This window comes from Acidovorax sp. DW039 (genome assembly GCF_037101375.1).
In the GTDB taxonomy this organism is placed as follows: Bacteria; Pseudomonadota; Gammaproteobacteria; order Burkholderiales; family Burkholderiaceae_C; genus Acidovorax.
The window spans coordinates 2,009,152-2,034,784 of record NZ_AP029019.1 but is presented as its reverse complement, the minus strand read 5'-3'; the positions used below and the strand labels follow the sequence as shown (position 1 = coordinate 2,034,784).

The 25,633-nt window shown below is 61.7% G+C and carries 19 protein-coding genes; 15 read left to right on the top strand and 4 right to left on the bottom strand.

The annotated features are described in order from the left end of the window. Positions 1–14 precede the first annotated feature (14 nt). Positions 15–1,664, bottom strand: coding sequence for a methyl-accepting chemotaxis protein (locus tag AACH87_RS09070; RefSeq protein ID WP_338798483.1), 1,650 nt, complete (start codon positions 1,662–1,664; stop codon positions 15–17). A gap of 435 nt (positions 1,665–2,099) precedes the next feature. Between AACH87_RS09070 and nirB the strand changes: the two genes are divergently transcribed. The 6 genes from nirB to cobA all read left to right on the top strand — a co-directional run bounded on the left by nirB (position 2,100) and on the right by cobA (position 11,614). Then, positions 2,100–4,544 carry a nitrite reductase large subunit NirB gene (gene nirB, locus AACH87_RS09065; RefSeq protein ID WP_338798482.1) on the top strand — a complete coding sequence of 815 codons (2,445 nt, stop codon included), beginning with the start codon at positions 2,100–2,102 and terminating at the stop codon, positions 4,542–4,544. A 49-nt stretch (positions 4,545–4,593) separates the two neighbouring features. Continuing rightward, positions 4,594–5,400, top strand: a complete 807-nt coding sequence (locus AACH87_RS09060) for a type IV pili methyl-accepting chemotaxis transducer N-terminal domain-containing protein (protein ID WP_338798481.1) — start codon at positions 4,594–4,596, stop codon at positions 5,398–5,400. A gap of 48 nt (positions 5,401–5,448) precedes the next feature. Then, positions 5,449–5,832, top strand: a complete 384-nt coding sequence (gene nirD, locus AACH87_RS09055) for a nitrite reductase small subunit NirD (protein WP_338798480.1) — start codon at positions 5,449–5,451, stop codon at positions 5,830–5,832. A gap of 940 nt (positions 5,833–6,772) precedes the next feature. Continuing rightward, a complete protein-coding gene (locus AACH87_RS09050; RefSeq protein ID WP_338798479.1) occupies positions 6,773–9,676 on the top strand; it encodes a molybdopterin-dependent oxidoreductase in 2,904 nt (967 codons plus the stop codon). Positions 9,677–9,851: 175 nt separating this feature from the next. Continuing rightward, positions 9,852–10,784, top strand: coding sequence for a DNA-binding protein YbiB (ybiB, locus tag AACH87_RS09045; RefSeq protein ID WP_338798477.1), 933 nt, complete (start codon positions 9,852–9,854; stop codon positions 10,782–10,784). Further along, on the top strand, positions 10,781–11,614 hold the full coding sequence (cobA, locus tag AACH87_RS09040; RefSeq protein WP_338798475.1) for a uroporphyrinogen-III C-methyltransferase: 834 nt from the start codon (positions 10,781–10,783) through the stop codon (positions 11,612–11,614). The genes ybiB and cobA overlap by 4 nt, the downstream gene beginning before the upstream one ends. 72 nt (positions 11,615–11,686) lie before the next feature. Here cobA and AACH87_RS09035 read toward each other — a convergent pair whose 3' ends face one another. Continuing rightward, the gene (locus AACH87_RS09035) at positions 11,687–12,175 is read right to left on the bottom strand and encodes an acyl-CoA thioesterase (protein ID WP_338798473.1); all 489 of its coding nucleotides are present in this window, start codon (positions 12,173–12,175) and stop codon (positions 11,687–11,689) included. A gap of 132 nt (positions 12,176–12,307) precedes the next feature. Here AACH87_RS09035 and AACH87_RS09030 point away from each other — a divergent pair, with 132 nt between their 5' ends. The 5 genes from AACH87_RS09030 to AACH87_RS09010 all read left to right on the top strand — a co-directional run bounded on the left by AACH87_RS09030 (position 12,308) and on the right by AACH87_RS09010 (position 19,409). Continuing rightward, positions 12,308–13,441: a sterol desaturase family protein gene (locus AACH87_RS09030; protein WP_338798472.1), complete on the top strand. Its 1,134-nt coding sequence runs from the start codon at positions 12,308–12,310 to the stop codon at positions 13,439–13,441. Between the two features lie 164 nt (positions 13,442–13,605). After that, positions 13,606–15,822, top strand: coding sequence for a TonB-dependent siderophore receptor (locus AACH87_RS09025; protein WP_338798470.1), 2,217 nt, complete (start codon positions 13,606–13,608; stop codon positions 15,820–15,822). 145 nt (positions 15,823–15,967) lie between these two features. Beyond that, positions 15,968–17,014: a hypothetical protein gene (locus AACH87_RS09020; RefSeq protein ID WP_338798469.1), complete on the top strand. Its 1,047-nt coding sequence runs from the start codon at positions 15,968–15,970 to the stop codon at positions 17,012–17,014. Between the two features lie 74 nt (positions 17,015–17,088). Beyond that, a complete protein-coding gene (locus tag AACH87_RS09015; RefSeq protein ID WP_338798468.1) occupies positions 17,089–18,129 on the top strand; it encodes a hypothetical protein in 1,041 nt (346 codons plus the stop codon). 35 nt (positions 18,130–18,164) lie between these two features. Beyond that, on the top strand, positions 18,165–19,409 hold the full coding sequence (locus AACH87_RS09010) for an NAD(P)/FAD-dependent oxidoreductase (RefSeq protein ID WP_338798467.1): 1,245 nt from the start codon (positions 18,165–18,167) through the stop codon (positions 19,407–19,409). A gap of 183 nt (positions 19,410–19,592) precedes the next feature. Here AACH87_RS09010 and AACH87_RS09005 read toward each other — a convergent pair whose 3' ends face one another. Beyond that, on the bottom strand, positions 19,593–20,321 hold the full coding sequence (locus tag AACH87_RS09005) for a helix-turn-helix transcriptional regulator (RefSeq protein ID WP_338798466.1): 729 nt from the start codon (positions 20,319–20,321) through the stop codon (positions 19,593–19,595). Positions 20,322–20,429: 108 nt separating this feature from the next. Here AACH87_RS09005 and AACH87_RS09000 point away from each other — a divergent pair, with 108 nt between their 5' ends. Both AACH87_RS09000 and AACH87_RS08995 read left to right on the top strand, forming a co-directional pair. Beyond that, a complete protein-coding gene (locus AACH87_RS09000) occupies positions 20,430–20,813 on the top strand; it encodes an NIPSNAP family protein (RefSeq protein ID WP_338798465.1) in 384 nt (127 codons plus the stop codon). Beyond that, the gene (locus AACH87_RS08995) at positions 20,810–21,169 is read left to right on the top strand and encodes an antibiotic biosynthesis monooxygenase (protein ID WP_338798463.1); all 360 of its coding nucleotides are present in this window, start codon (positions 20,810–20,812) and stop codon (positions 21,167–21,169) included. Before AACH87_RS09000 ends, AACH87_RS08995 begins: the two co-directional genes overlap by 4 nt. Before the next feature lie 12 nt (positions 21,170–21,181). Here the strand turns inward: AACH87_RS08995 and AACH87_RS08990 are convergent, their stop codons facing one another. Beyond that, on the bottom strand, positions 21,182–24,478 hold the full coding sequence (locus AACH87_RS08990; protein ID WP_338798462.1) for an EAL domain-containing protein: 3,297 nt from the start codon (positions 24,476–24,478) through the stop codon (positions 21,182–21,184). A 280-nt stretch (positions 24,479–24,758) separates the two neighbouring features. On the opposite strand from AACH87_RS08990, the gene rpsU reads away from it, so the two are divergent. Both rpsU and AACH87_RS08980 read left to right on the top strand, forming a co-directional pair. Further along, positions 24,759–24,971 (top strand): 30S ribosomal protein S21, encoded by a 213-nt coding sequence (gene rpsU, locus AACH87_RS08985; protein WP_007833691.1) that lies wholly within the window; start codon positions 24,759–24,761, stop codon positions 24,969–24,971. A gap of 189 nt (positions 24,972–25,160) precedes the next feature. Next, positions 25,161–25,607 carry a GatB/YqeY domain-containing protein gene (locus tag AACH87_RS08980; RefSeq protein ID WP_338798461.1) on the top strand — a complete coding sequence of 149 codons (447 nt, stop codon included), beginning with the start codon at positions 25,161–25,163 and terminating at the stop codon, positions 25,605–25,607. The last annotated feature ends 26 nt before the right edge of the window (positions 25,608–25,633 follow it).

Genomic DNA, 25,633 nt, shown 5'->3' with positions numbered 1-25,633 from the left:
AGCGATGAGCGGCCTCAGGCCGCGGCCAGTGCACGCTGGGAGGAAGCTGCCTTCATGGACCTGCGCAGCGCGACCGCATCCGCCTGCCCTGCGGAGGTTGTTGCATCGATTCGGAACACCTGAACCGCCTCAGTCACCGACTGAGCCTGACCTTGCAATGCCATGGCAGAGGCAGCGTTTTCCTCCACCAACGCGGCGTTTTGCTGGGTGATGGTGTCCAGTTGCGCGACCGCAGCGTTCACTTGCGATATGCCACTGAGCTGCTCGGTGGAAGCGCCGTTGATTTCCCCCATCAGCGAGCTGACTCGGCGCACCAGCTCCAGCGACTGGGCCATGGTTTTCTGCGCGGTATCGGTCTTGGCGTTGCCCTCTTGCACCTTGTTGGCCGAGTCATCGATCAGCTCACGAATCTCCTTGGCTGCAGACAGCGTGCGGTGCGACAGGCTGCGCACTTCCGATGCCACGACGGCAAATCCCCTGCCCTGCTCGCCCGCACGGGCGGCCTCAACGGCGGCATTCAAGGCGAGGATGTTGGTCTGGAAAGCGATGCTGTCGATCAGCTGGGTGATCTCGCTGATACGGCCAGAGGCGGCCTGGATCTGCTTCATGGTTTCTGCCACGCCATTGACAGCATTGCTGCTGTTTTCTGCCACCGTGGCAGCCTGCGAGGCCAACTCGGTTGCGCGGCGTGACGACTCTGCCGTCTGGCGCACCGTGCCGGTGATCTGCTCCATGGAGGCGGCTGTCTCCTCCAGGTTACTGGCCTGGGACTCTGTGCGTGCTGAAAGATCGTGATTGCCTTGCGCAATCTCCCCGGTGGAGAGCTGCATGCTCTCCGCCTCTCGCCTCGCATCACGCACGATGGAGAGCAAGTTCACGTTCAGTTGCGACAGGGCTTTTTGCAAATCCCCTGCAGTGTCGTTGCGCGTCACGGTGATCTTCTGCGTCAAGTCACCGGCCGCCATGCGATTGGCCCACACCAGCATCTGGTTGAGCGGAGCCACCGTGAGGCTGTGCAGGTACGTGGCTGAACCCACCGCCAGTGCAAGCACCCCCAGCCAGGCCAGGGTGGAGCCCCAGGTAAAGCTGTGCCCGCCCACCGTTGCAGCACCCCAGGCCGCCAGCACCACCAGCAGCACGCTGAGCACTATTTTGGGCAGTGCGCCCATGCGCAGCAGGCCCACCATGCGGCCCCAGAACGTGTTCTTGATGATCTGCCCTGCACGCAAACGGTGCACCAGCGCACCTGCTTCTTTTTCAGCGCGCATGGTCTGGTAGAGCTGCTCGGCCTGCTGAATCTGCTCGCGGGTGGCCTCGGTGCGCACCGACATGTAGCCCACAGGCCGGTCACCCTCCATCAGCGGGGTGACATTGGCCATGACCCAGTAGAAGGTGCCGTTCTTGCGTCGGTTTTTGACGGGGGCGGACCAGGGCAGGCCCTTTTCAATCGTCTCCCACATGTCCCGAAAGGCCTCCTCCGGCATTTCGGGGTGGCGGATCATGTTGTGGGGCTGACCCAAAAGCTCTTCTTTCGCGTATCCGCTCACCTCTACAAACATGGGGTTGCAGTAGAGGATGCGCCCTTTCAGGTCGGTGGTGGACACCAAAGTCTCACCAGGCGGAAACGGATACTCCTGGGGCACAACGGGCAAGTTGACACGCATGACGTCGCTCCTGAAAAGAACCTCGCAATCAAGCGAGGGCCGAGCACTCCGCACAGAGTCGACAGGCTCTGTAACAGAGTTATCGCACGTTCAGCATAGTTGAAAACAATCGTTACCGAAATGGCTATTTGTGCGGAACGCAACGAAATTTCCGCCGTTGTGTTGTCAAAGTCGCCCATATAGCGCTCACCCTGGACAGACACCTGAAGCGCCCCACACGGGTGCATTTTTCTGGCATGGCATTTGCATAGGTGGCTTCCACAGCCCCAAAGGCTGCGCAACGTCAGCGTGCAACGGCGCACTCTGGCATTGCGAGGACGAAGGCGTCCCCACATGTGGCTTCGATGATTCGAAGCGGCATCGTGCGGACGCCTTTTTTGTTTTCTGGCTTTGCCAGCGCAACTGCGGCAACGCCACCTTGACGGAGCACGGACGATGAAGAAGCCCCAACTGGTGATGGTGGGAAACGGCATGGCCGGAGTGCGCACGCTCGAAGAGCTGCTCAAGATTGCGCCAGACCTCTACGACATCACCGTCTTTGGCGCAGAGCCGCACCCCAACTACAACCGCATCCTGCTGTCGCCCGTGCTGGCAGGTGAACAGACGCTGGACGAGATCATCCTGAACGACTGGCAGTGGTACACCGACAACCACATCCGGCTGCATGCAGGCTTCACGGTGACCAATGTAGACCGGATGCGCCGCGTGGTCACCGCCACCCGCAAGGATGGAGAGGTGGTGACCGCGGAATACGACCGCCTCATCATGGCCACGGGCTCCAACCCGTTCATCCTGCCCATCCCCGGCAAAGACCTGCAAGGCGTTCTCGCCTATCGCGACATTGCAGACACACAGGCCATGATTGACGCAGCAGCCACCTACAAGCATGCCGTTGTCATCGGCGGCGGCCTGCTGGGACTGGAGGCCGCCAACGGCCTGATGAAGCGCGGCATGCAGGTCACTGTGGTGCATGTGGGCGACTGGTTGATGGAGCGCCAGCTGGACGATGTGGCCGGCAAGATGCTGCAAAAGTCGCTGCAAGAGCGCGGCATGCAGTTCCTGATGAAAGCGCAGACCCAGGAGCTGGTGGGCAACGCCGAGGGCCGCGTGAGCGCCGTCAAGTTCAAGGACGGCACCGAGGTGCCCGCCGACCTGGTGGTGATGGCCGTGGGCATCCGCCCCAACACCGCGCTGGCAGAAAAAATGCGCCTGCATGTGAACCGCGGCATTGTGGTGAGCGACACGCTGCAAACCACCACCGACGCCCGCATCTACGCCGTGGGCGAATGTGCCGCACACCGGGGCATTGCCTACGGCCTGGTGGCCCCGCTGTTTGAACAGGGCAAGGTGCTGGCCAACCACTTGGCGGAGTACGGCATTGGCCGGTATCAGGGCTCACTCACGTCCACCAAGCTCAAGGTCACGGGCATCGACCTGTTCTCAGCAGGCGACTTCCAGGGCGGCGAAGGCACCGAAGAGATTGTGATGAGCGACCCCTTTGGCGGGGTGTACAAAAAGCTAGTCATCAAGGACGACAAGCTAGTGGGTGCCTGCTTGTATGGCGACACGGTGGATGGCAGCTGGTACTTCAAGCTGCTGCGCGACGGCCGCAGTGTGGGCGACATCCGCGACAAGCTGATGTTTGGCGAAAGCAACATTGGCGATGTGGGCCACCAGGGCCACAACAAGGCTGCCGCCATGGCCGACAGCGACGAGGTGTGCGGCTGCAACGGCGTGACCAAGGGCGCCATCTGCAAGGCCATCAAGGACAAAGGCCTGTTCACGCTGGATGAAGTACGCAAGCACACCAAGGCCAGTGCATCGTGCGGCTCGTGCACGGGGCTGGTCGAGCAGATCATCATGTTCACCGCCGGTGGCGACTACAGCGCCACGCCCAAGACCAAGGCCCTGTGCGGCTGCACTGACCACGGCCACCAGGCAGTGCGCGATGCGATCCGGGCCAACAAGCTGCTGAGCATTGGCGATGTGTTCAAGTTTATGGAATGGAAGACGCCCAACGGCTGCGCCAGCTGCCGCCCCGCCGTCAACTACTACCTCATCAGCACCTGGCCCAAGGACGCGAAGGACGACCCGCAAAGCCGCGCCATCAACGAGCGCAGCCACGCCAATATCCAGAAGGATGGCACCTACAGCGTGATCCCGCGCATGTGGGGAGGTGAGACCACGGCCGACGAGCTGCGCCGCATTGCCGATGCGGTAGACAAGTACAAGATTCCCACCGTCAAGGTCACAGGTGGCCAGCGCATTGACCTGCTGGGCGTGAAGAAAGAAGACCTGGTCAATGTGTGGAAAGACATCGGCATGCCCAGCGGCCACGCCTACGCCAAGGCTCTGCGCACCGTGAAGACCTGTGTGGGCAGCGAGTGGTGCCGCATGGGCACGCAGGACAGCACGCAGATGGGCAAGGACCTGGAGCGCGCAATGTGGCGCATGTACGCGCCGCACAAGGTCAAGTTTGCCGTGAGCGGCTGCCCGCGCAACTGCGCCGAGGCCGGCATCAAGGACGTGGGCATCATCGGCGTGGACAGCGGCTGGGAGATGTACATCGCTGGCAACGGCGGCATCAAGACCGAGGTGGCGCACTTCTTCACCAAGCTGAAAACCGCAGAGGAAGTGCTGGAGTACACCGGCGCATTCTGCGAGCTGTACCGCCAGGAAGGCTGGTACCTGGAGCGCACCGTGCACTACGTGAACCGCGTAGGCCTGGACTATGTGAAAAAGCGCATCCTCGAAGACCACGAAGGCCGCAAGGCGCTGTGGGAGCAACTGCAGTTTGCGCTCGATGGCGAGCCAGACCCCTGGTTTGAATTTGACAAGGCGGCGGTGGACACGCGGCAGTTTGTGCCGCTCGGCTCCTGAGTCTGCCGTGCCTCACCCATCTGCTCTCACACCTTTGCCGGAGGTTTCCATGTTGCAACGCCGACGCATTTTGGCCCTGTGCACCAGCACATTGTTTGCCGGAGCATTTGTTGCGCCGACGATGGTGCAGGCGCAAGTCGCAGACATGAACGACGCCATCAACAAAGCAGGCCGCCAACGCATGCTGAGCCAGCGCATGACCAAAGCCTGGCTTATGCTGGCACACCAGGCGGATGCGAATGCGGCGCGCCAGATCATGGGCCAGTCGATCAGTCTGTTTGAGCGCCAGTTGGGTGAGTTGAAGACCTACGCCCCACAAGCACAGATCCGCGAAACCTATACAGCGCTGGAAGCAGCCTGGGCCAGCTACAAAACGCTGCTCACAAAGGGCCTGCCCGCCAAGGATGGGGCGTCGGCCCTACTGGCGGCAGACGCCAAGGTGCTGGCCTTGGCGCACCAGGGCACGGTGCAGTACGAAGCGGCATCGGGCAAGCCGGTAGGCAAGCTGGTGAACATTGCGGGGCGGCAGCGCATGCTCAGCCAGCGCATGGCCAAGTTCTGCCTGGCGGCCATGCTGCAGGTGGATACCGCCACCAGCGCTGCCGAAATCGACAAGGCGCGCAAGGAGTTCCTGAGCGCCAACGAACTGCTGCGCACCGCCCCGGAAGCCACGGAGCGCATTCGCCAGGAACTCCTGCTGGCCGATGGGCAGTGGGTGTTTTTTGACGCAGCCCTCCAGCGCATGCAAAGCGGGGCGAACACCTTCCGGCAGGTCAACGAGGTCTTCGTCACCAGCGAGAACCTGCTGGCCAGCATGGACCGCATCACCGGCATGTATGCCGCGCTGGCGGCATAACGGCACCGCCCGCCTTTTCTGCATATCGACACATCCAAGGACTGACCCATGAATGACTGGAAACTGATTTGCCGCGTGGACGACATCCCCGTACTCGGCTCCCGCCGCGTAGCGCGCGAGCGCGGGCTCGATGTGGCCATCTTCCGCAACGACGCAGGCGGCATCTTTGCCCTGCTGGACCGCTGCCCGCACAAGGGCGGCCCGCTGAGCCAGGGCATTGTGTTTGGCACCCAGGTGGCTTGCCCCATGCACAACTGGACGATTGGCTTGTGTGACGGGCAGGCGTCTGCACCGGATGAGGGGTGTACGCCGAAGTTTGCGGTGAAGGTGGAGGATGGGGCGGTGTATCTGGATGCGGGGGAGCTGGCTTCTGTGGCGACGGATTTGACGCGGCCGATTGCGGGGCCTGCGCGGCGGGTAGCTGGGGTTTGAGGTGGTTGGGTCTTTGCTTCTTTTTGATGTTGTGCCTTGGTTGAAGGCGGGAGCCGGGGAGTGCGCCCGGCGGCGCAGTAACTTTCTCTTGTCTCGCCAAGAGAAAGTCACCAAAGAGAAAGCGACCCCACTGTCTGCGTCCCCTGCGCTTCGCTTCGGGGCAACCTGCGGTGCTCGCGGGCGGGGTGCGCCGCAGAACTCGCTACGCGCTCTCGCGCTCCGCTCAAACAACTGCGGCGAGTCAGTTCACGAAGCGCGTGTGTCCTGCGGCACACGCGCCACCCCGCCCTCTGTGCTCCTCGGCGCATACAGAGGGGATGAGGGAGCAAAACAGCCACTCGGGCCATTGCTTCGCTCGGCCCCGTATCGGGGGCGCAAGCGCCGCGCGCTGGGCGCAGGACTGGCAGGGGCGAGCGCAGCGATGACCCGTTTGGCTGTTCGGCTGTTTGGCTCCCCCCCCTGCTGGCTGCGCCTGCGGCGGTGCGGTTGCGGGGTGAGCATGGGCGTCGAAGCGCCCATGCTTCGTCAACTGACTCGCCGGGGTTGTTCGAGCGGAGCGCCCAAGGCGCGCAGCGAGTTCCACGGCGCACCCCGCAACCGCACCGCCGCAGGTCTACCCCTTCGCACCGCGAAGGGGTCGCAGACTGGGGGTCGCCTTCTTTTGCCTTCTTTTCTTGGCGACGCAAGAAAAGAAGGTGCGCCGCCGGGCGCACATCCCGGCTCCCGCCCCAAGCAAAGGCATGCCACCCCATCAACCCACAAGCCCTGGCTTCGACAGGCTCAGCCCCAACGGACTCGGGGGCGAATGAACTGGAACGGTGCCCCCGACCAAGACCAGCTCATTCCCCACGGACTGCGAAAAGACTGAACACTATCAAAACCATAGCTGCTCACGCTTGATAGAAAAGCGCAAGAAGCCAAAAACACCACAAACCACGCCATGCAAGAAACCCAATCCACCTGCCCTTACTGCGGCGTAGGCTGCGGCGTGATCATCGAATCCGAAGGTGCACACATCACCGGCGTGCGCGGCGACCCCACCCACCCCGCCAACTTCGGCCGCCTGTGCACCAAAGGCTCCACCCTGCACCTCACAGCCAGCCAACCCATCACCCTGCAAAGCCGGTTGCTGCACCCGCAATTCAGGTCAGAGCGCCACACCAAACCGCACCGCATCACCTGGGACAGCGCACTGCAAATGGCTGCCGACCAGTTCGCCCGCATCGTCACGCAGCACGGGCCCGACGCCGTGGGTTTTTACGTCAGCGGGCAACTGCTCACCGAGGATTACTACGTCTTCAACAAACTGGCCAAAGGCTTGATAGGTACCAACAACATCGACACCAACTCCCGCCTGTGCATGAGCAGCGCGGTAGCGGGCTACAAGCAAACGCTGGGTGCCGACGCCCCACCCGCCTGCTACGACGATGTGAACCACGCGCACTGCCTGTTCATTGTGGGCAGCAATGCCGCCTGGGCGCACCCGGTGCTGTTTCGGCGCATTGAAGACGCACGCGCTGCCAACCCCGGCATGAAGGTCATCGTGGCGGACCCGCGCCGCACCGATACCGCCGGGCTGGCCGACCTGTTCCTGCCCATTCAGCCGGGCAGTGATGTGATGCTGTTCAACGGCATGCTGCACCTGATGCTGTGGGAAGGCTGGACCCACGCCGAATACATCGCCAAGCACACCACGGGCTTTGACGAACTCAAGGCCCTGGTGCGCGACTGCACGCCAGAGCGTGTGGCGCAGGTGTGCGGCATCAGCGTGGCCGACCTGACCACAGCAGCGAAGTGGTTTGCGAGTTCGACAGCCACCCTGAGCCTGTACTGCCAGGGCCTGAACCAGAGCAGCAGCGGCACCGCCAAGAATGCCTCGCTCATCAACCTGCACCTGGCCACCGCGCAGATCGGCAAGCCCGGGGCAGGCCCCTTCAGCCTGACGGGCCAACCCAACGCCATGGGCGGGCGCGAAGTGGGCGGTTTGGCCAACCTGCTCAGTGCCCACCGCGACCTGGCCAACCCCCAGCACCGCGCCGAAGTGGCCGCGCTGTGGGGCGTGGCCGATGTGCCGAGCCAACCGGGCAAGACGGCGGTGGAGATGTTCCAGGCCGCGGCCGATGGCGAGATCAAGGCGCTGTGGATTGCCTGCACCAACCCCGCGCAGAGCATGCCCGACCAGGTCACGGTGCGCCGCGCACTGCAGCGTGCGGAGTTTGTGGTGGTGCAAGAGGCCTTTCACACCGCAGAGACTGCGCAATACGCCGACCTGCTGCTGCCCGCCACCACCTGGGGCGAAAAGACGGGCACGGTGACCAACAGCGAGCGCCGCATCTCCCGCGTGCGCCCCGCCATCCCTGCCCCCGGGCAGGCGCGGCATGACTGGGCGATTGCGGTGCAGGCAGCCCAGCTGCTGGAGGCACGGTTGCGGCCCGGCCAGCCCACGCTGTTCCCCTACTCCACCACGGATGCCGAGCAAGGGGCCCAAGCCATCTGGAACGAACACCGCGAGAGCACCCGAGGGCGGGATCTGGACATTACCGGCCTGTCGTGGGAGATGCTCGAAACCCAAGGACCGCAGCAGTGGCCGTGTCCTTCGGACCCGGCCGGCGGCGGCTATGTGGACGGCAGCGCGACCGCGTTGCCGTCCCGAAGACACGACTTCGGCAAGGCCCGCCTGTACGAGGACGGCATCTTCCCCACCGCTGATGGCCGTGCGCGCTTTGCTGCCCACGCCTGGCAGCCCACCGCCGAGCAGCGCGAATCGCGCTACCCCTTCAGCCTGACCACGGGCCGCCTGCGCGACCACTGGCACGGCATGACCCGCACCGGCACGCTGGGCCGCCTGTTTGGCCATGTGGCCGAGCCCAGCCTGCAGATGCACCCGCAAGACATGGAGCGGCGCAAGCTGGCCAGCGGTGATCTGGTGCATGTGACCAGCAAGCGCGGCTCCATCGTGGTGCCTGTGCAGGCCGATACGACGCTGGGGCTGTCGCAGGTGTTCATAGCCATGCACTGGGGCGGCGCATTTTTGAGCGGAACCTCGGCCACCGGCGAGCGGCTGGCAGGTGTGAACGCGCTGACCACCTCGGCGTTCTGCCCCACCTCCAAGCAGCCCGAGCTCAAGCATGCCGCCGTCAAGGTGCTTAAAGCCGAGCTGCCATGGACGCTGCTGGCCATGGGCTGGGTACCCCCCGACCAGGCGCAGAGCGTGCGCGCAGAGCTGGCTGAGCTGATGGCACAGTTTCCGTTTGCCAGCTGTGTGCCCTTTGGCAACAACGCACCCTTGGGCGGCACGGTGCAGGAACGCACCGGGGTGCTGCTGCGCGCCGCAGCGCATGAAGCGCCGACTGACCCACACCATGAAGCACTGCTGGAACGCATCGAAGCGCTGCTGGGCCTGAACGCGCCTGACACGCTGTGCTACGCCGACAGGAAGCGCGGCCAGCGCCGCGCTGCACGGCTGGAGCGCCGAGGCACCGATGCAATCCTGCAGGCCGTGGTGCTGGCGGGCGACACCAGCGCCGAGGGCTGGCTCAAAACGCTGCTGCAGGAAGAAATGCCCGCACAGACCTATGGCCGCCTGTTGCTGGTACCCAGCGCGCAGGCCCCGGTCGCCGTGCAGTCACGCGGCAAACCCGTGTGCACCTGCCTGAACGTGACAGACAACGCCATCACCCAGGCGCTACAAAGCTGCCACGGCACCGACAGCGACCGCCTGGCCCAACTGCAGGGCGCGCTGCGCTGCGGAACCCAGTGCGGCTCATGCGTGCCCGAGCTCAAGCGCATGGTGCGACACACGGGGCCACTGGCGTCCAAGCCCGTCATGCAGGCCACCATATAACCAAAAGTTTTCTGGATTGCGCCAGAATAGCGCCCCACCCACTTTACCGACACAACCGCCGCACCAGGGCAGGTGCAATAAGGCTCCCGCGTTTTCGGCGCAGACCGCACACCTGTACGGCAAGCCGAAATAACGACGCTGGAGCCCTATTTCACAAGTCCCGCCACATAACACCATGGGCATCAGCCAGTACATCAAGGAAATAGGCCGCGGCCAGCGCGGTGCCAAGCCCCTCACGCGGGAGCAGGCTGCAGACCTGCTCGGCCAGGTGCTGGACGGCAGCGTGACCGACTTGGAAATTGGTGCCTTTTGCCTGGCCATGCGCATCAAGGGCGAGACCGCCGAAGAGATGTGCGGCTTTCTGGACGCGGTACATACACGCATCAGCAAGCTGCCCGCCACAGACACCCCCACCGTGGTACTGCCCAGCTATAACGGTGCGCGCAAGCTGCCGGTGCTCACGCCACTGCTGGCGCTGTTGCTGGCGCGCAAAGGCCTGCCCGTGCTGCTGCACGGCATGCGCACCGAGGCGCGACGGGTTTTGGCATCAGATGTGCTTGTAGCGCTTGATATACCAGCGCTGGCAGCTCCTGAAAAGATAGCGCCAGGACAGGTGGCGCACATCACCACAGAAAAGCTGCACCCCGGGCTGGCCCGCCTGCTGGCGGTGCGCCAGGTTGTGGGCCTGCGCAACCCCGGCCACAGCGTCGTCAAGCTGATGAACCCCTGCGCCGGGCCTGCCGTGGTCGTGTCAGCCTACACCCACCCCGAATATCTGGACATGCTGCGCGCCACCTTCGGCACGCTGGGCATGACGGCCCTGCTATCCCGCGGGCTGGAGGGCGAAGTCGCCACCGATCCACGCCGCACACCCCGTTACGACGGCTTTGTGCACGGCACCTACCATCTGCTGGAAGAACAGCAGCCCGGCACTGCGCCCGAGGTGCCGGGCCTGCCCACCGAGATCGACGTCGCCACCACCGCCACTTACACCCGCCAGGTACTGGACGGCGCGCTGCCCGTGCCCGATGCGCTGCAGCGGCAGGTGGAACACATCTTGCGTCTGGCAGCGCAAACCCCTGCGACCACTGCGGAGACACAACCATGAGCCGCCCCCACACCCCTACATCCAGCGGCGCAGACCGCCCCCACCTTGGCACCGGCGGTCAATGCACGCTGGTGGGCGCAGGCCCTGGCGATCCGGAGCTGCTCACGCTCAAGGCACTCAAGGCCATACAGGCCGCGACCGTGCTCCTGGTGGATGACCTGGTCAGCGACGCCATCGTGGCCCATGCCTCTCCCACCGCCCGCATCGTGTATGTAGGCAAACGCGGCGGCTGCAAGAGCACCCCGCAGGCTTTCATTGAAAAGCTGATGCTGATGGCGGTAAACGAGGGCGAGAACGTGGTGCGTCTCAAGGGTGGCGATCCGTTCATCTTTGGCCGCGGCGGCGAAGAGGTGGAGCACCTGCGCGCAGCCGGGGTGCCGGTTACCGTCATCAACGGCATCACTTCGGGTCTGGCGGGGTTGACCTCGCTGGGGGCCCCCCTCACCCACCGCGACTACGCCCACGGCGTGGTGTTCGTCACTGGCCACGCCAAGCCCGGTGACACAGGCACCGACTGGCCCACGCTGGCGCGCACCGCACGCGACGCCAAGCTCACACTGGTCATCTACATGGGGGTGAGCGGCTCTGCCAGCATCGAGCAGCAACTGCTGACCGGGCTGCCCGCTGAGACTCCCGTTGCCATCATCCAGCACGCCACCCTGCCCCAGCAAAGGCACGCCGTCACCACTTTGGACCAGTTGCACACCACCATCGTGCGCGAAGGGCTGGGCAGCCCTTCCATCATTGTGGTGGGTGATGTGGTGCAGGGGGTTGCGGCCGCCACCGGGGGCAATGCGGCACCTGCACCGCAGGCTCGCAGAGCCACCTGACCGCTGCACCTGCAAGCATCTCCCCTCTCCCACCAGGCGCAAGGGGGCTGCGCTCGACAGGAGAAAAAGAGCTTATTGCCCTGCAGTCTGCCGCACCTGCGCAAACCGTTCTGCAAGTTCCTTGCGCAAGGTCTTGCGCATCACGGCGGCATCCCAGCGGCGGCGCTCATCGGGGGTGGAGGGGCTAAGCGGCGGCACAGCCACGGGCTTGCGGTTCTCGTCCACCGCCACCATGGTGAAAAAGCAGCTGTTGACGTGCCGCACCACTTGCGAGCGGATCTCCTCTGCCACCACCTTGACGCCCACCTCCATCGACGAGCTGCCGGTGTAGTTCACGCTAGCGAGGAAGGTCACCAGCTCGCCCACATGGATGGGTTGCAGAAACATCACCTGATCGACGCTCAGCGTGACGGTGTAGCAGCCCGAATAGCGGCTGGCGCACGAATACGCGACCTGGTCGAGCAATTTAAGAATGGCACCGCCGTGCACGTTGCCCGAGAAGTTGGCCATGTCGGGCGACATGAGCACCGTCATGCTGAGTTGGTGTGAAGGGATGTTCATGCTGCGATTTTAGGAGTGAGACCCGATGTGCCAGCTCATGCATTGCGCCAGATCAGAAGACATGCACGCGCCGTGCCCGCTTCGCTACACTCGCGCGTCGCCCCACCACCAGGGCGCGAGGGAGTTACAACAATGATCGAACTGGAAAAACTCAACGAATTTACCGAGAGCCACGGCGCGCTGCGTACCGGCAAGGGGCTGGTATCGGGCGTGATCGCACTGACGCTGGCTGTGCTTTGCCTGCTGGGCGTGCTGGCATTTCACTTTCCGCAATACCTCACCACGCCTGAGCTGCGCAAGAGCTACGACGTGAACGTCATCCGCACCATCATGCTGGTGGCGATGGCCATTGCAGGGGGTATCTCGCTGGTCAACATTCTGTTCAACCGGGCACGATGGCTGGCAACGTTCTCCTTCGCCATGGTGGCCCTGGCAGCCTTGCTGGGTGGACACAAGGTGGAGGTGGACCCGAACTTCCCGGACCATACGCCCTACATTGGTCTGGACTGGTTCATCCTGGACCTGCTGGGCAGCTCGCTCATCTTCATCTTCATTGAAAAGCTTTTTGCGCACCGCAAGGACCAGCCCGTGTTCCGCGCCGAGTGGCAGACGGACTTTCACCATTTCATCGTGAACCACATGGTGGTGGGCTTTGTGCTGCTGGCCACCAACCTCATCGTGCACAAGTTCTTTGGCTGGGCCGCCAACGATGGCGTGCGCGGCTGGGTGCAGGGACTGAACTTCTGGGTGGCGCTGTTCGGCATCATTCTGGTAGCCGATCTGGTGCAGTACTGGACGCACCGCGCCTACCACGAGGTGCCGCTGCTGTGGCGTTTGCACGCGGTGCACCACAGCGTCAAAAGCATGGACTGGATGGCAGGGTCGCGCCAGCACATTCTGGAGCTGATCATCACCCGCTCGATGGTGCTCGCGCCCATCTATGTGCTGGGCTTCAGCAAGGAAGTGATTGACGCCTACATCGTCATCGTGGGCTTCCAGGCGGTGTTCAACCACGCCAATGTCAGCGTGCGCCTGGGCCCGCTGCGCTATGTGTTGGTCACGCCCAACTTCCACCACTGGCATCACAGCCAGGACCAGGAAGCGCTCGATAAAAACTACGCCGCGCACTTCGCATTTCTGGACTACCTGTTCGGTACCGCCGTCAAAAGCACCAAGCTCTGGCCCGAGCAGTACGGCGTGCTGGGTGACTACGTGCCCAATGGCTTCTTCAAGCAGTTGAAGTTTCCGTTCACGTGGAAGGGATGACCTCAAGAGGGCTCAGACTGAACCGTCGCCAAACTACAACGCAGTGAATCCAGAAGACGAGAATTATTCTCAACAAATTTACAATCCGATGCTTCGTTAGCAAGCAGTGCCCCCTGAAGGAGAAGCGCAGCCAGCCAGTTGTGTAGCCTTCTTCAGGACCTTGCATGCGCACCTTGTGCCCCGCAGGCAGCCCCCGCGCTGCCTTCCATTCGCTCTCGCATCTCCACCCCATTGCACTGGCCGCTGCGCTGCTCTCGCTGAGCCCCGCCTGGGCGCAAACCCCACCTGCAGAGCCCGCGGCGACGCAGAGCGAGGCAGCAGCCCCAGGCGAGGGTGTGACAGAGCCTAAGGCGCTGGATCACATCACGATCTCTGGCGCACGCGAAAGCGCATCCACTCGCCTGCCGCTTACGCCGCGCGAGAACCCCCAGTCCCTCAACACCATAGACCGTGCGCAGATGGAACGCCAGTCGCTCACCAGCATTGATGCGGTGCTGCGCAACGTGACCGGCGTGGCCGTGAGCTTTTACGACACGCAGCGCCCCATCTACTTTGCGCGCGGTTTTCAGATCACCGACTTCAAGGTCGATGGCCTGCCCACCTACAGCGGCAATACCAACCAGGAATACGACACCGCACTGTACGAGCGCATCGACGTGGTGCGCGGTGCCAACGGCATCCTCACCGCCATCGGTGTGCCCTCTGCCACCGTGGACATGATCCGCAAACGCCCGCAGCGGGAATTTGCAGCGTCGGTGGCGCTAACGGCCGGGTCTTGGAGCCTGTGGCGCGGTGAGCTGGACCTGAATACCCCGCTGACCAGCGATGGCAGTGTGCGCAGCCGTCTGGTGGTGGCACCACAAACCAAAGAGAGCTTCCGCGACCGCTACAAGGAAGACAAAACCTCCTTGCTGGCAGCCATCGAGGCCGACCTGGGCAACGCCACGGTGGCGACGGTGGGCTTTCAGCGCCAGCGCAATGTGCCCGAGGCCCCCATCTGGGGCACCATCCCGCGCTTTGCAGCCGATGGCGGCTTGGCCAACCTGCCGGTGTCTACCAGCTTCTCTCCATCGTGGACGCGCTGGGAGCGCACCTCATCCACGCTCTATGCCAATGTGGACCATCAGATCAACGATGACTGGAGTGCCAAACTCAGCCTGAACCACACTGAGGGCGAAACCTTTCGGCTGGCAACCTACGGCTCAGGCTATGTCAACCGCAGCACGGGCGCGGGCATGACATTGCGCGCTGCCGTCGGCGGCGGCACAGAGACCCAGGACACGCTGGACGCTTACCTGTCGGGCAAAGTGCAACTGGGTGGCCGCAAGCATGACCTGGTGGTGGGCGTCAGCGCATCGCGCGTGGAAACCCACACCGACAGCTACAGCAGCGTGAACGGCTGGACTTACAACATCCCCAACCTCTACACCTGGGACGGCAGCGCGCCCGCGCCCAGTTACCGCGCGACCGGGGCATTCACCGAGCAGATCACCCGCCAGACCGGCTTGTACGCATCGGCCCGCTGGCGCTTGAGCGACCCGCTCTCGCTGCTGACAGGGGCGCGCATTACCGACTGGCACCGCCAGACCGACGCGTACAACACTAGCGGCACCTACACAGGCACCTCGGCCATTCAGGACGAGAACCGCAAGATCACGCCCTTCGTGGGCGTGGTGTATGAGCTGACGCCCACCCTGTCCGCCTACGCCAGCCACAGCCGCATCTTCAACCCGCAAAACTACAAGGACGCGACCAACCAGCCACTGAGCCCTGTGGTGGGCTCCAACACCGAGGCAGGCCTGAAGGCAGAGCTGCTGGAGCGCCGCATGCAGGCATCCGTGGCCCTGTTCCAGACCAAGCAGAACAACTACGGCGTGCGCGACAGCAGCGTGCCCGAGGCCAGCCTGCCGGACGGCACCAGCGCCTACAAAACCGTCAACGGCACCCGCTCGCACGGCTTTGAAATCGACGTGTCTGGCTACATCAATCGCCAGTGGCGCATGAATGTGGGCTTTACCCGCACCATGGTTACCCGCGCCGCCACCGATCTGATCTGGGCCAACCTGCCCGAATACCAGTTGCAACTGGGCTCTGACTACCAGTTCACCGGCGCGCTCGCGCCGCTCTCTGTGGGCGGCGATGTGCAGTGGCAAAGCAAGATCGTGGGCTACAACATCCCCCACCCGACCCTGGGCACAGTCACCGTCACCGAATCGCCCATGGCGCTGGTCAACCTGCGGGCCACCTGGAAGTTCAACCCCAAGCTCAGCGCCACACTCGCCATCAACAACCTGACGAGCAAAAAATACTGGGCCAACCTGGACTACCCCAACTACGGTGACCCGCGCAACGTGAGTTTGACGCTGCGCGCGGCGTTCTGACGGCGGCAGAAGACGAGATCTACTTGGCGGGTGTTGCGATACATCTAGCCCAAGCAAAGATCTCATCCCATTTGGGCCACGAACTGAGCCAAGCCCTCCTATCCACCCCGTAGAATTAGCGGCTTTACTTTAGTTTACAAATCAAATGAAATTAATTTATGCATCGCTGATGTTTGCAACTTTGACAGCCTGCGGCGGGGGCGGAGGCACTGGCGATTCAGGCATAACGCCAACAGGGCCCATCGGAGGTGGGACAGGTAATTCCAGCGAAATTATTACCTACACCAGTGGCGATTACTACACATTCAAAAATGAGCGTACTACCATTAAAAATGGCGTAGAGATTAGCAAAACAATTTCTTACTATACATACACAATTAAAGATCCACAACCCGATGGTTCGCATCAAAGGTATGAAACGTCATCTGTCAGTCAAATTGTTTTAGATTCCTACAATAAGAACAACTTTAGATTTTCAGAAAATTACCAGACATCTAGCTGCACCTCCACAGATGGGCTGGACAATCCAACATTTCAGATGCAAATAGGGCAAAAATGGGACTCAAAATACAGCAAAAAATGCATTCCTGAGAGCGCTGGACTACCTTCCGACTTCCACTCAACAGGCACCATAACATCTAAAGACCTGATAAAAACTGAAGCCGGGGACTTCATTGCGTATAAAGCAGACAGGACAAGAGAACAAGTTAGTTTATCCACTTCATCTACATCATCTACTTTAAAAGGAAGTTGCTGGTACGACGAAAAAACTTCCATCATCGTCATGTGCGATCAAACTACTTTCTCTAGCCCTACAACTGCAGCAAATAGTGACGCTACCGAATTTAAAACAAAGATCACGTTAATAGGGATCAATGCGAAAAATCATCCCACAAAAAAACTTAGTGCAGCTAGTTTTTACGGAAAATGGCAAGTCAAATTCTCTGGTCAGCAAGCTGGTCAATGTTTAGCAGACGTCCTGCCGGACGGAGATGTCAAAGGCGACTGCTCAACACAATTCGAAGCCTTTTCAATTGCAGGGAAAATTACTCCAAATGGGGCATTTGATCTCACAGGCACAAACGGAGTTAAATTTTTAGGCAATTTGAGTACTCCAATTGAGTCTGGCGGCACTTGGTCTGCTAACAGTTCCAATCAAACCTTGGGAACCTGGACAGCAAACCATCTTTAATAGCTATTTGCTCACCCCTAAATCGCCAACAATTGAATTTGCGACTCTTATTCACTAGCCACAAGCCAAAGTTCATGAAGTTTATCAATTTATTATTTGTCGCGGCAGTGCTTTCAGCTTGTGGGGGTGGAGGTGGGGGTGAATCAATTACCCCCCCTCCCACGCCCTTGCCTCCCACTGGCACTGGCACTGGCACTGGCACATCAGATTCTGTCGAAATCATTAAGTATGCAGAAGGCGACACCTACACATATCGCACTGAGCGTACAGATTTCATCAAAGGTGGAGTCGTCGGAAGCGAAGTCTCCTATTACACCTACACGCTTCGCAATGTAAAATCGAATTACGAGCACGAGCGCATTTATACAGCTCAAAATTACTTCACATCCATAGAAAATTTCAATAGCAAAAATTTCAAAACATCATCTAAATACAAGGGCTACAGATGCACTTGGACCGATGGGCAAGATGGTCCGGCGTTTAATTTGAAAGTGGGACAGCAGTGGGATTCCCGCTATTCCGCAAATTGCACAGAAAACGTTACTGCCGCCACTGACACACATTCCAAGGGGAGCATCGTTGCAAAGGAAGATATCAGTACGGATGCAGGAATTTTCAAAACATACAAAGCTGAGAGCGTACAAGAGCAAAAAAGCACCTTAGCCTCTAGCGTTATCCGAAGCACCTGCTGGTATGACGAGAGAACAGCGATGGCTGTCTCCTGCGAAAATCATATACAAACCACCACGACCCAAGGCAATACCTCTGAGTACAGCATCAAAACCAAACTGGTCGGACTCAACGTCAAAAATCATGTGACCAAATCACTGTCACCAGCCACCTACGCGGGAGATTGGCTGGTAATTTTTTCGGGAACCGTGCTCGGTTCGTGCAAGGTCAAGATCGCTCCTGCCGGGGATATGTCTGGCTACTGCAGTTCAAACAACTCCTACGTCACAGCAACAGGAAAAATATCGGGCGACGGCAAGATGGTTGTGCGCAAAGGCGCTGATGAGTTTTCTGGAAGACTCACTAATGGAGTAGAAGTCAGCGACACGGCATCAGGCACATCTCCCTACAACTACTCCATTCAGTGGACAGCAGTGCACGAGTAAGCTTCAACTCTGGTCGAAAATTTCCATTTAATTCAGTGCACTCTCTTCCCTTTTTTGATGCCGTCATCATCGGCGCGGGCGCCGCTGGCCTGTTTTGCGCAGGCCAGGCGGGCCAACGGGGCCTGAAGGTTTTGCTCGTTGACCACAGCGACAAGGTGGCAGAGAAAATCCGCATCTCGGGTGGCGGGCGGTGCAACTTCACCAACCGCGATCTGGATGTGCGGGCACCCCACAAGCACTTTGTGGGGCAAAACCCGCAGTTTTGCCGCTCGGCGCTCTCGCGCTACACACCGGCCGATTTCATCGCGCTGGTACAAAAGCACGGCATCCCTTTCCATGAAAAGCACAAGGGCCAGCTGTTTGCCGACCGCTCGGCAGAAGACATCATTCAGATGCTGCTGGCCGAGTGCGAGGCGGGCAACGTCACGCGGTGGCAGCCTTGCAGCATCAAGAACATAGCCTTTTTGCCCTCTAGCGCTGATGGATCAAGCGCAGGCAGCTATCAAATTGATACCAGCCAGGGCCCGGTGCGCACGCGCAGCGTGGTGGTCGCGACGGGAGGGTTGTCGATTCCCAAGATCGGGGCCACAGACCTGGGCTACCGGCTGGCGCAGCAGTTCAACATACCGCTGGTAGAAAGGCGGCCCGGGCTGGTGCCACTGACGTTTGACGGCGCAGGCTGGGCGCCCTATGCCCAACTGGCAGGGTTGGCGCTGCCGGTGCAGATCAGCACCGGAGCCAAAAAGGAACGCATGGCTTTTGACGAGGACCTGCTGTTCACCCACCGGGGGCTTTCCGGCCCGGCGGTGCTGCAAATCTCCAGCTACTGGCAGGAAGGCACGCCACTGTCGATCAACCTGGCCCCCGGCGCTGATCTGGCCGCGGCGTTGCAGCAAGCCAAGGGCCGCTCTCGCAAGCTGATTGCCAACGAACTGGCGACTCTGGTGCCCAGCCGCCTGGCAGACGCCTGGGCGGGGCAGGACGCGCAATGGCAGCGCCCGGTGAACGAGGCTTCGGACAAGGCACTGAACCTGCTGGCAGAGCGCCTGGCACGATGGGAGCTGACGCCCACCGGCACCGAGGGCTACAAGAAGGCCGAGGTGACCTTGGGCGGTGTGGACACCAAGGCTCTGTCGCAGCAGACCATGGAGGCCAAAGCCCAGCCCGGGCTGTACTTCATTGGCGAGGTGGTGGATGTGACCGGCTGGCTGGGCGGGTACAACTTTCAGTGGGCCTGGGCCAGCGGCATGGCCTGCGCGCAAGCGCTGCCTCACGCCTGAGAGCGGCTAACACGACCCAGCGAAGCGGCCCTGGCTAGGCGTTCCGTCGAAGGCAGTACCAGTAGTACGACAAGACGGAACAACGACGCCAGGGGGGTTGTGTTAGTCGCGCTAAGCAGCCTCTGCACGAATCACCGCTCCGTGTGCATCTGCCAAATCTTGCTGAGCCGGTCCACAACAAGTTCACTCACCGGCTGAGTCCCCCGTCACAAAGCGCCAACGCTCCAGGCCCAGCAGATGACGCATGGCTACCGCACCCGCGGGCGTCACCTGCAGCGCCCTCGCGGCCGTGCCACGCAACAGCCAGCCGCTTTGCAAGCCATGGGCGCACAACAACCTGCCCAGGGGGCCACCGATGTGTGAGCGGCGCTCGCTCCAGTCCAGACAGGGGCGACACCAGGGTTTGCGGTGCCCCCGAGCCCCGGCCGAGGGAACGGTAACGCCCCACGCCTGCAGCACCTGGGGCGCAATCCCTGTCACCCGCCCACCGCCCTCTTCATCAAACGCAATGGCCTGCTCATCCAGCAGGTGCGCCGCAATGGCTACGCCCAGACGTCCGGCCACGTGGTCGTAGCACAGGCGTGCCATGCGCAATGCGGGGTCGCGCGGGCCGGTGTGCACGGGGCGGTGCTGGGGTGGCTGCATGGCCAACTGCATCAATCCTTCCAGCATGCGCGCTACATCGAGCGATGCCAGGCGGTGATACCGGTGACGCCCCTGAGGCTGTATGACCAAAAGCCCCGCCTCGACCAGCAGACCCAGGTGGCGACTGGCAGTGGCTGCGGAGATATGGGCAGCCGCTGCCAGCTCCTTTGCAGTGAGGGCACGCCCATCCATCAGGGCCAGCAGCATGGCGGTACGCGCCGGCTCGCCAACCAATGAGGCGAGATGGGCGATGCGGTTGGTATTCATCCCGCCAGTGTGCCGCAGCCGCGCATCCGGACACTTCGCTCCACAGCGAAGCATGAGACAGCAGTGCCCACCGAACATGGAGCGCTTTCAAACCACTGGAATTGCACCATGCCCATCACCTGCTTCATCCGCTATGAGATTGACCCGTTTCAGCTAGAAGCCTTCCGCAGCTATGCCGAGGCCTGGGGTCGCATCATTCCCCGCTGCGGCGGGCATCTGGTGGGCTACTTTCTGCCATGTGAGGGCAGCAACTATGAAGCGTGGGGGCTGATTGCATTCGACAGCCTAGCGGCCTACGAGGCGTATCGCGCGCGTTTGCGGGCCGACCCCGAAGGCCGCGCCAACTTTGACTGGGCCCAGCGCCAACGCTTCATCGTGCGAGAAGAGCGCACCTTCACCGAGGCAGTGGCGGGCACACTGTGGCAGGCTCCGCATCCTGGACTGGAACCCGCTGACAGAGCATCGCCCGCCGGGACAGGAGAAGCCGCATGATTGCCGTGCTCTTTGAAGTGGAACCGCATCGCGATGCCCATCAGGCTTATCTGGACCACGCAGCCAGCCTGCGCATACCGCTGGAGGCCATGGATGGCTTTATCTCGGTAGAGCGTTTTGAAAGCATCACGCAGCCCGGCAAGCTGCTGTCACTCAGCTTTTGGCGCGATGAAGCGGCGGTGGTGCGATGGCGCGGCAGTGCAGAGCACCGACAGGCGCAGCAGGCGGGCCGTGCGAGCATCTTCAGGGACTACCGGCTGCGAGTAGCCACCGTCGTGCGCGATTACGGCATGCACGAGCGAGATCAGGCGCCCGGGGATTCCAGGGCTTTTCATCAGCCCTTCCACCGGCCGTGATGGGGAGAGGCGCTACACAGAAAGTGCAGGCCCGGCCTTTGCCTGGGTCAGCACGGTCTGCACAACCGCCTGTGAGCCTCGCCGCTCATCGGCCTTGCCACAGGCTTTGGTCCACTGCTCCAGCTCCTGCGCAGACAAGGGGCGGCTGAAGTAGTAGCCCTGCAGCTCGTCACACCCTAGAGCCGTCAGTACCTGGCCAGTCGCCATGTCTTCCACGCCCTCCGCCACGAGACTCAACCCCAGCGACTGGCCCAGCGCGATGATGGCCCGTGTGATGGCCATGTCAGCCGGGTTGGAGAGCAACTCACGCACAAAAGAACGGTCGATCTTCAGCTTGTCGATATCAAAGCGCTTGAGGTAGGCCAGGCTGGAGTATCCAGTGCCGAAATCGTCGATGGAAAGATGCACACCCAAGGCTTTCAACGCCGTGAGCTGGCGTGACGCGCCGTCTGCGTTGTCCATGAGCTGGGATTCGGTAATCTCCAGTTCAAGCCGGTTAGCGGGCACGCCTGTGCGCTCCAGCAGGGTGGCAATGTCGGGCACCAGGTGGGGGTCTGCCAGTTGCGTGGCAGAGAGATTGACCGACACCGTCACCCCCCCCAAAGGATGGGCGCTCCCCCCTTCCTGCAAAGGCAGCGCCTGCCACTGCAGCCACTGCAGGCAGGCCTGCTCCAGCACCCAGGCACCAATGGTGCGGATCATGCCCGTCTCCTCTGCAATGGGAATGAAGTCCATGGGAGGCACAGCCCCGAGCACAGGATGCTGCCAGCGCAACAACGCCTCCACCCCCTGCAGCCGCCCCGTTCGGGCACTGATGCGGGGCTGGTAATGCACGCGAAACTCGTCTCGCTCCAGAGCCCGGCGCAAATGCTGTTCCATGGATTGGCGGGCCTGTGCGCGCTGGTCTGTCTCCACAGAGTAGAACTTGGCCATGTCACGCCCGGTGGTCTTGGCCTCGTACATGGCGGCATCGGCGCGGCGCATCAGCTCGTCCAGGTCTGCTCCGTCTTCGGGGTAGACGGCAATGCCCACACTGCAGGAGACATTCAGCTCATGCCCCTCTACGGGGTGGCTTTGGCGGATGAGGGGGATAAGGCGGCGCTCCACCAGTTGCTGCACATCCTCCCTGCCCGCCACATCGCGCATCACCACCACAAACTCGTCGCCACCGAGGCGGCTGACGGTGTCCAGCGAGCGCACGGCCTGCACCAGTCTGGAAGCGACCGAGCGCAGCAGCCCATCGCCAATGTGGTGACCCAGGGTGTCGTTGATGGCCTTGAAGCGATCCAGATCAATGAACAGCACAGCCACCTGCGTGCCCGCCTCGCGGGCCTGCGCCAGCGCGCGCTGAAGATGCTGCACGCACAGTGACCGGTTGGGCAACTCGGTCAAGACATCGTGATGGGCCAGGAACTGGATACGTTCCTCGTTGAGCTTGCGATCGGTGATGTCGATGGCAATGCCGATGTGGTTGGAGACCAGACCGTCCTTGCCCTCGCGCACGGCAGATACCATGAGCCAGGCGGGATAGGTTTCTCCAGAGCGGCGACGAAAGCGCACCTCGCCCTGCCACGATTCCTTGTCGCGCATGCTGCGGGCAATCTGCTCCGCCAGGGACTCGCCCGGGCTGTCGTCCAGCAACAGGCTCAGGTTTTCACCAATCAGCTCATAGAAGTCGTAGTGCGTGCTGCGGCAAAACGCCTTGTTCACGCTGAGTACGTTGTGCCCGGCGTCCATGATGATGATGCCCTCGGACGAGGCCTCGAACACCTTGGCCCACAGCTCCAGCCGCTGCTCCATCACCTTGAGCACGTTGATGGGGGTGAACGAGGTGAGCACCGCGTCACGCCCCTGGTAATGCAGCCGGCGTGCCGACAGCACGGCCCACGACGGCTCGGTCCCGCACTTCCAGCGCACCTCGAACTCGTCTACCGAACCCAGGTCGGCCAGCCGCTGGAAAAACCGGGCGCGTACACCAGGGTCCAGCCCCGCCACCCAGGGGTCCTGCGTGCGGCCATTGAGCCAGGGACTTGCGGGCGCGTTGGCGTGCAACACCTCATGCTCAGGGATGGACGTCACCATGAGTGCGATGGGAAACGCCTCGACCAGTTCGCGCTGCGCCTGGGCGGCACGGGCGCTGGCTGCAAGCTCCTGCTGCAGCAGACGTTCCCGGTCCAGCTGGGCGAGCATGTCATTGAACGCTGTGACCAGACGACCGATCTCGTCGCGGCTGCTCCACTGCGCGCGCAGGCCATGGTCACCGCTATGGCGCACCTCGTCAGCCACCTTGGCCAGATGCTGCAGGGGCTTGGCAATCTGCCTTGCGACCAGCGTGACCAGACTCAGGATGCACCCCAGCAGCACCAGCGCCGTGCCCAGATGCAGCCACATGCGGGCAAACAGGCCGTCCACCCGCTGGGCCAGCAGGTAGTCCAGATGGGTAAAGCCAGAATCCCAAGCGGAAGTCAGCGCCAGCAGCACGCGGGTTTGCTGCTCTGAAACATCGGCCAGGCTGCGGCGCGACTCCCCCGCCGCCATGGTCTGCAAAAGGCCCTGCAATTCCGTCAGCGAGGTTTTGAGTGCCTGCCGCTGGTTGGCCAGCGCGGCATGCATCTCAGGCTTGCTGGCGTTGAAGGCCTGGTTGTAATCAGACTCAATGCCCTGCATCACAGCGTCGAGCCGCCCCGTCAACGTCAGCAACTCTGATGCCCATTGCGGCCCGCGCGCTGGCTTGCTGGCTTGCAGAAACACCGCCGTGTCATGTACCGCCTGGAGCAGCTCGGGAAAGCGCAGCATCGTCAGGGACATGACGTAGTAGCTGTCCAGATCCGGGTCCAGAATCAGGTTGGATTGGTTGGCGATGGTGGTCAGCAGTTCGCGCCCGTCGCGCAGCAACTGACTGCGCGCTGCCGCCAGCACCAAGGCGCTAGACGTGGAGCCCGCCTGCAACCCCGCTTGCGGCAATGCAAAGGGCTCCAGTGAACGGCCGAACTGCAGGCTGGCGGGCCCCGTGCGCAGCTTTTCGTCATGCAACTCGCGCAGGGGGACCAGGCGTTCGAGCACCGCTTGGGCAGAAGGCGCAGCCTGGGATGTCTGCAAAAACTGCCCCATCAACCCGTCGCGCACTACGGCCGCGTAAGCCGTTCCCACAATTTCCTTGCGGGTGAAATCAATCGCCTCGTTTTTTTCGTGAATCAGGATGCTGGAGACATAGATGACGGCAGTGAGGTCCAGCAGATAGATCAGCATCAGCTTGCGCCCCACACTCAGGCGCCCCAGCCAGGCCGAAAGTCGGTGCATCACGGGCATGTGTCCGGGCCTTTGCAGAAAATGTTGCCATTTGTAAAAAATCTGCAAATACCAAGCAAAAATCAAGCCACTGCCAAGCATTCACGGCCAACAACCATCGCAGGACATCCCTTGACAGGGCCTCTGTCATTTTTCAAATAAAAGGCTATAATCGCAGGCTTTGCTGGCAATGCCCCGTCGGCCAAATACTAGTTAAAGACGGGGACAACCGCTGTGCATGGCTTTTGGGCCCGATCTTCCCGAAAACCCTCTGACGGCACATTTTGGAAAACATTAGCTAATGACTACCATCCGCGTTAAAGAAAACGAGCCCTTCGACGTTGCACTGCGTCGCTTCAAGCGCACTATCGAAAAGCTGGGCCTGCTGACCGACCTGCGTGCCCGTGAGTTCTACGAGAAGCCCACAGCAGAACGCAAGCGCAAGAAGGCTGCTGCCGTGAAGCGCCACTACAAGCGCGTTCGCAGCATGCAACTGCCCAAGAAGCTGTACTGATCGCTGTCGGCCCAGGCCGATGCAACCCGCGCTAGGGACGCCAAGCGCGGGTTTTTTCTTTTCAGGATTTGCACAAAGCCGCTTCAGCGTCGTTGCGTCGCCTTGCCGTAGCCCAACTACTGTCTGCGGCGACACGCCTAGCTGAAGCGGCTTTGTGCAAATCCTGCCGCTCACCTTTAGGAGATAACCATGAGCCTTAAAGCCCAAATCACCGAAGACATGAAGACTGCCATGCGCGCCAAGGACTCTGAGCGCCTGGGCACGATCCGCCTGTTGCAGGCGGCCATGAAGCAAAAGGAAGTGGACGAGCGCGTCGAGCTGGATGACGCGGCTATCGTTTCCATCGTGGACAAGCTCATCAAGCAGCGCAAGGACTCGATCACTGCCTTTGAAGGCGCAGGCCGCCAGGATCTGGCAGACAAGGAAAAGGCCGAGATGGCCGTGCTGCAAACCTATCTGCCAGAGCGTATGTCTGCCGATGAAGTCACAGCCGCCGTGAAGGCTATCGTGGCAGAGGTGGGCGCAGCAGGCCCTGGCGACATGGGCAAGGTGATGGGCGTGGTCAAGACCCGTCTCGCAGGCAAGGCCGACATGGGCCAGGTGTCTGCCGCCGTGAAGGCAGCGCTGGCAGGCTGATCGCACGACAGCACCCGCATATTTGC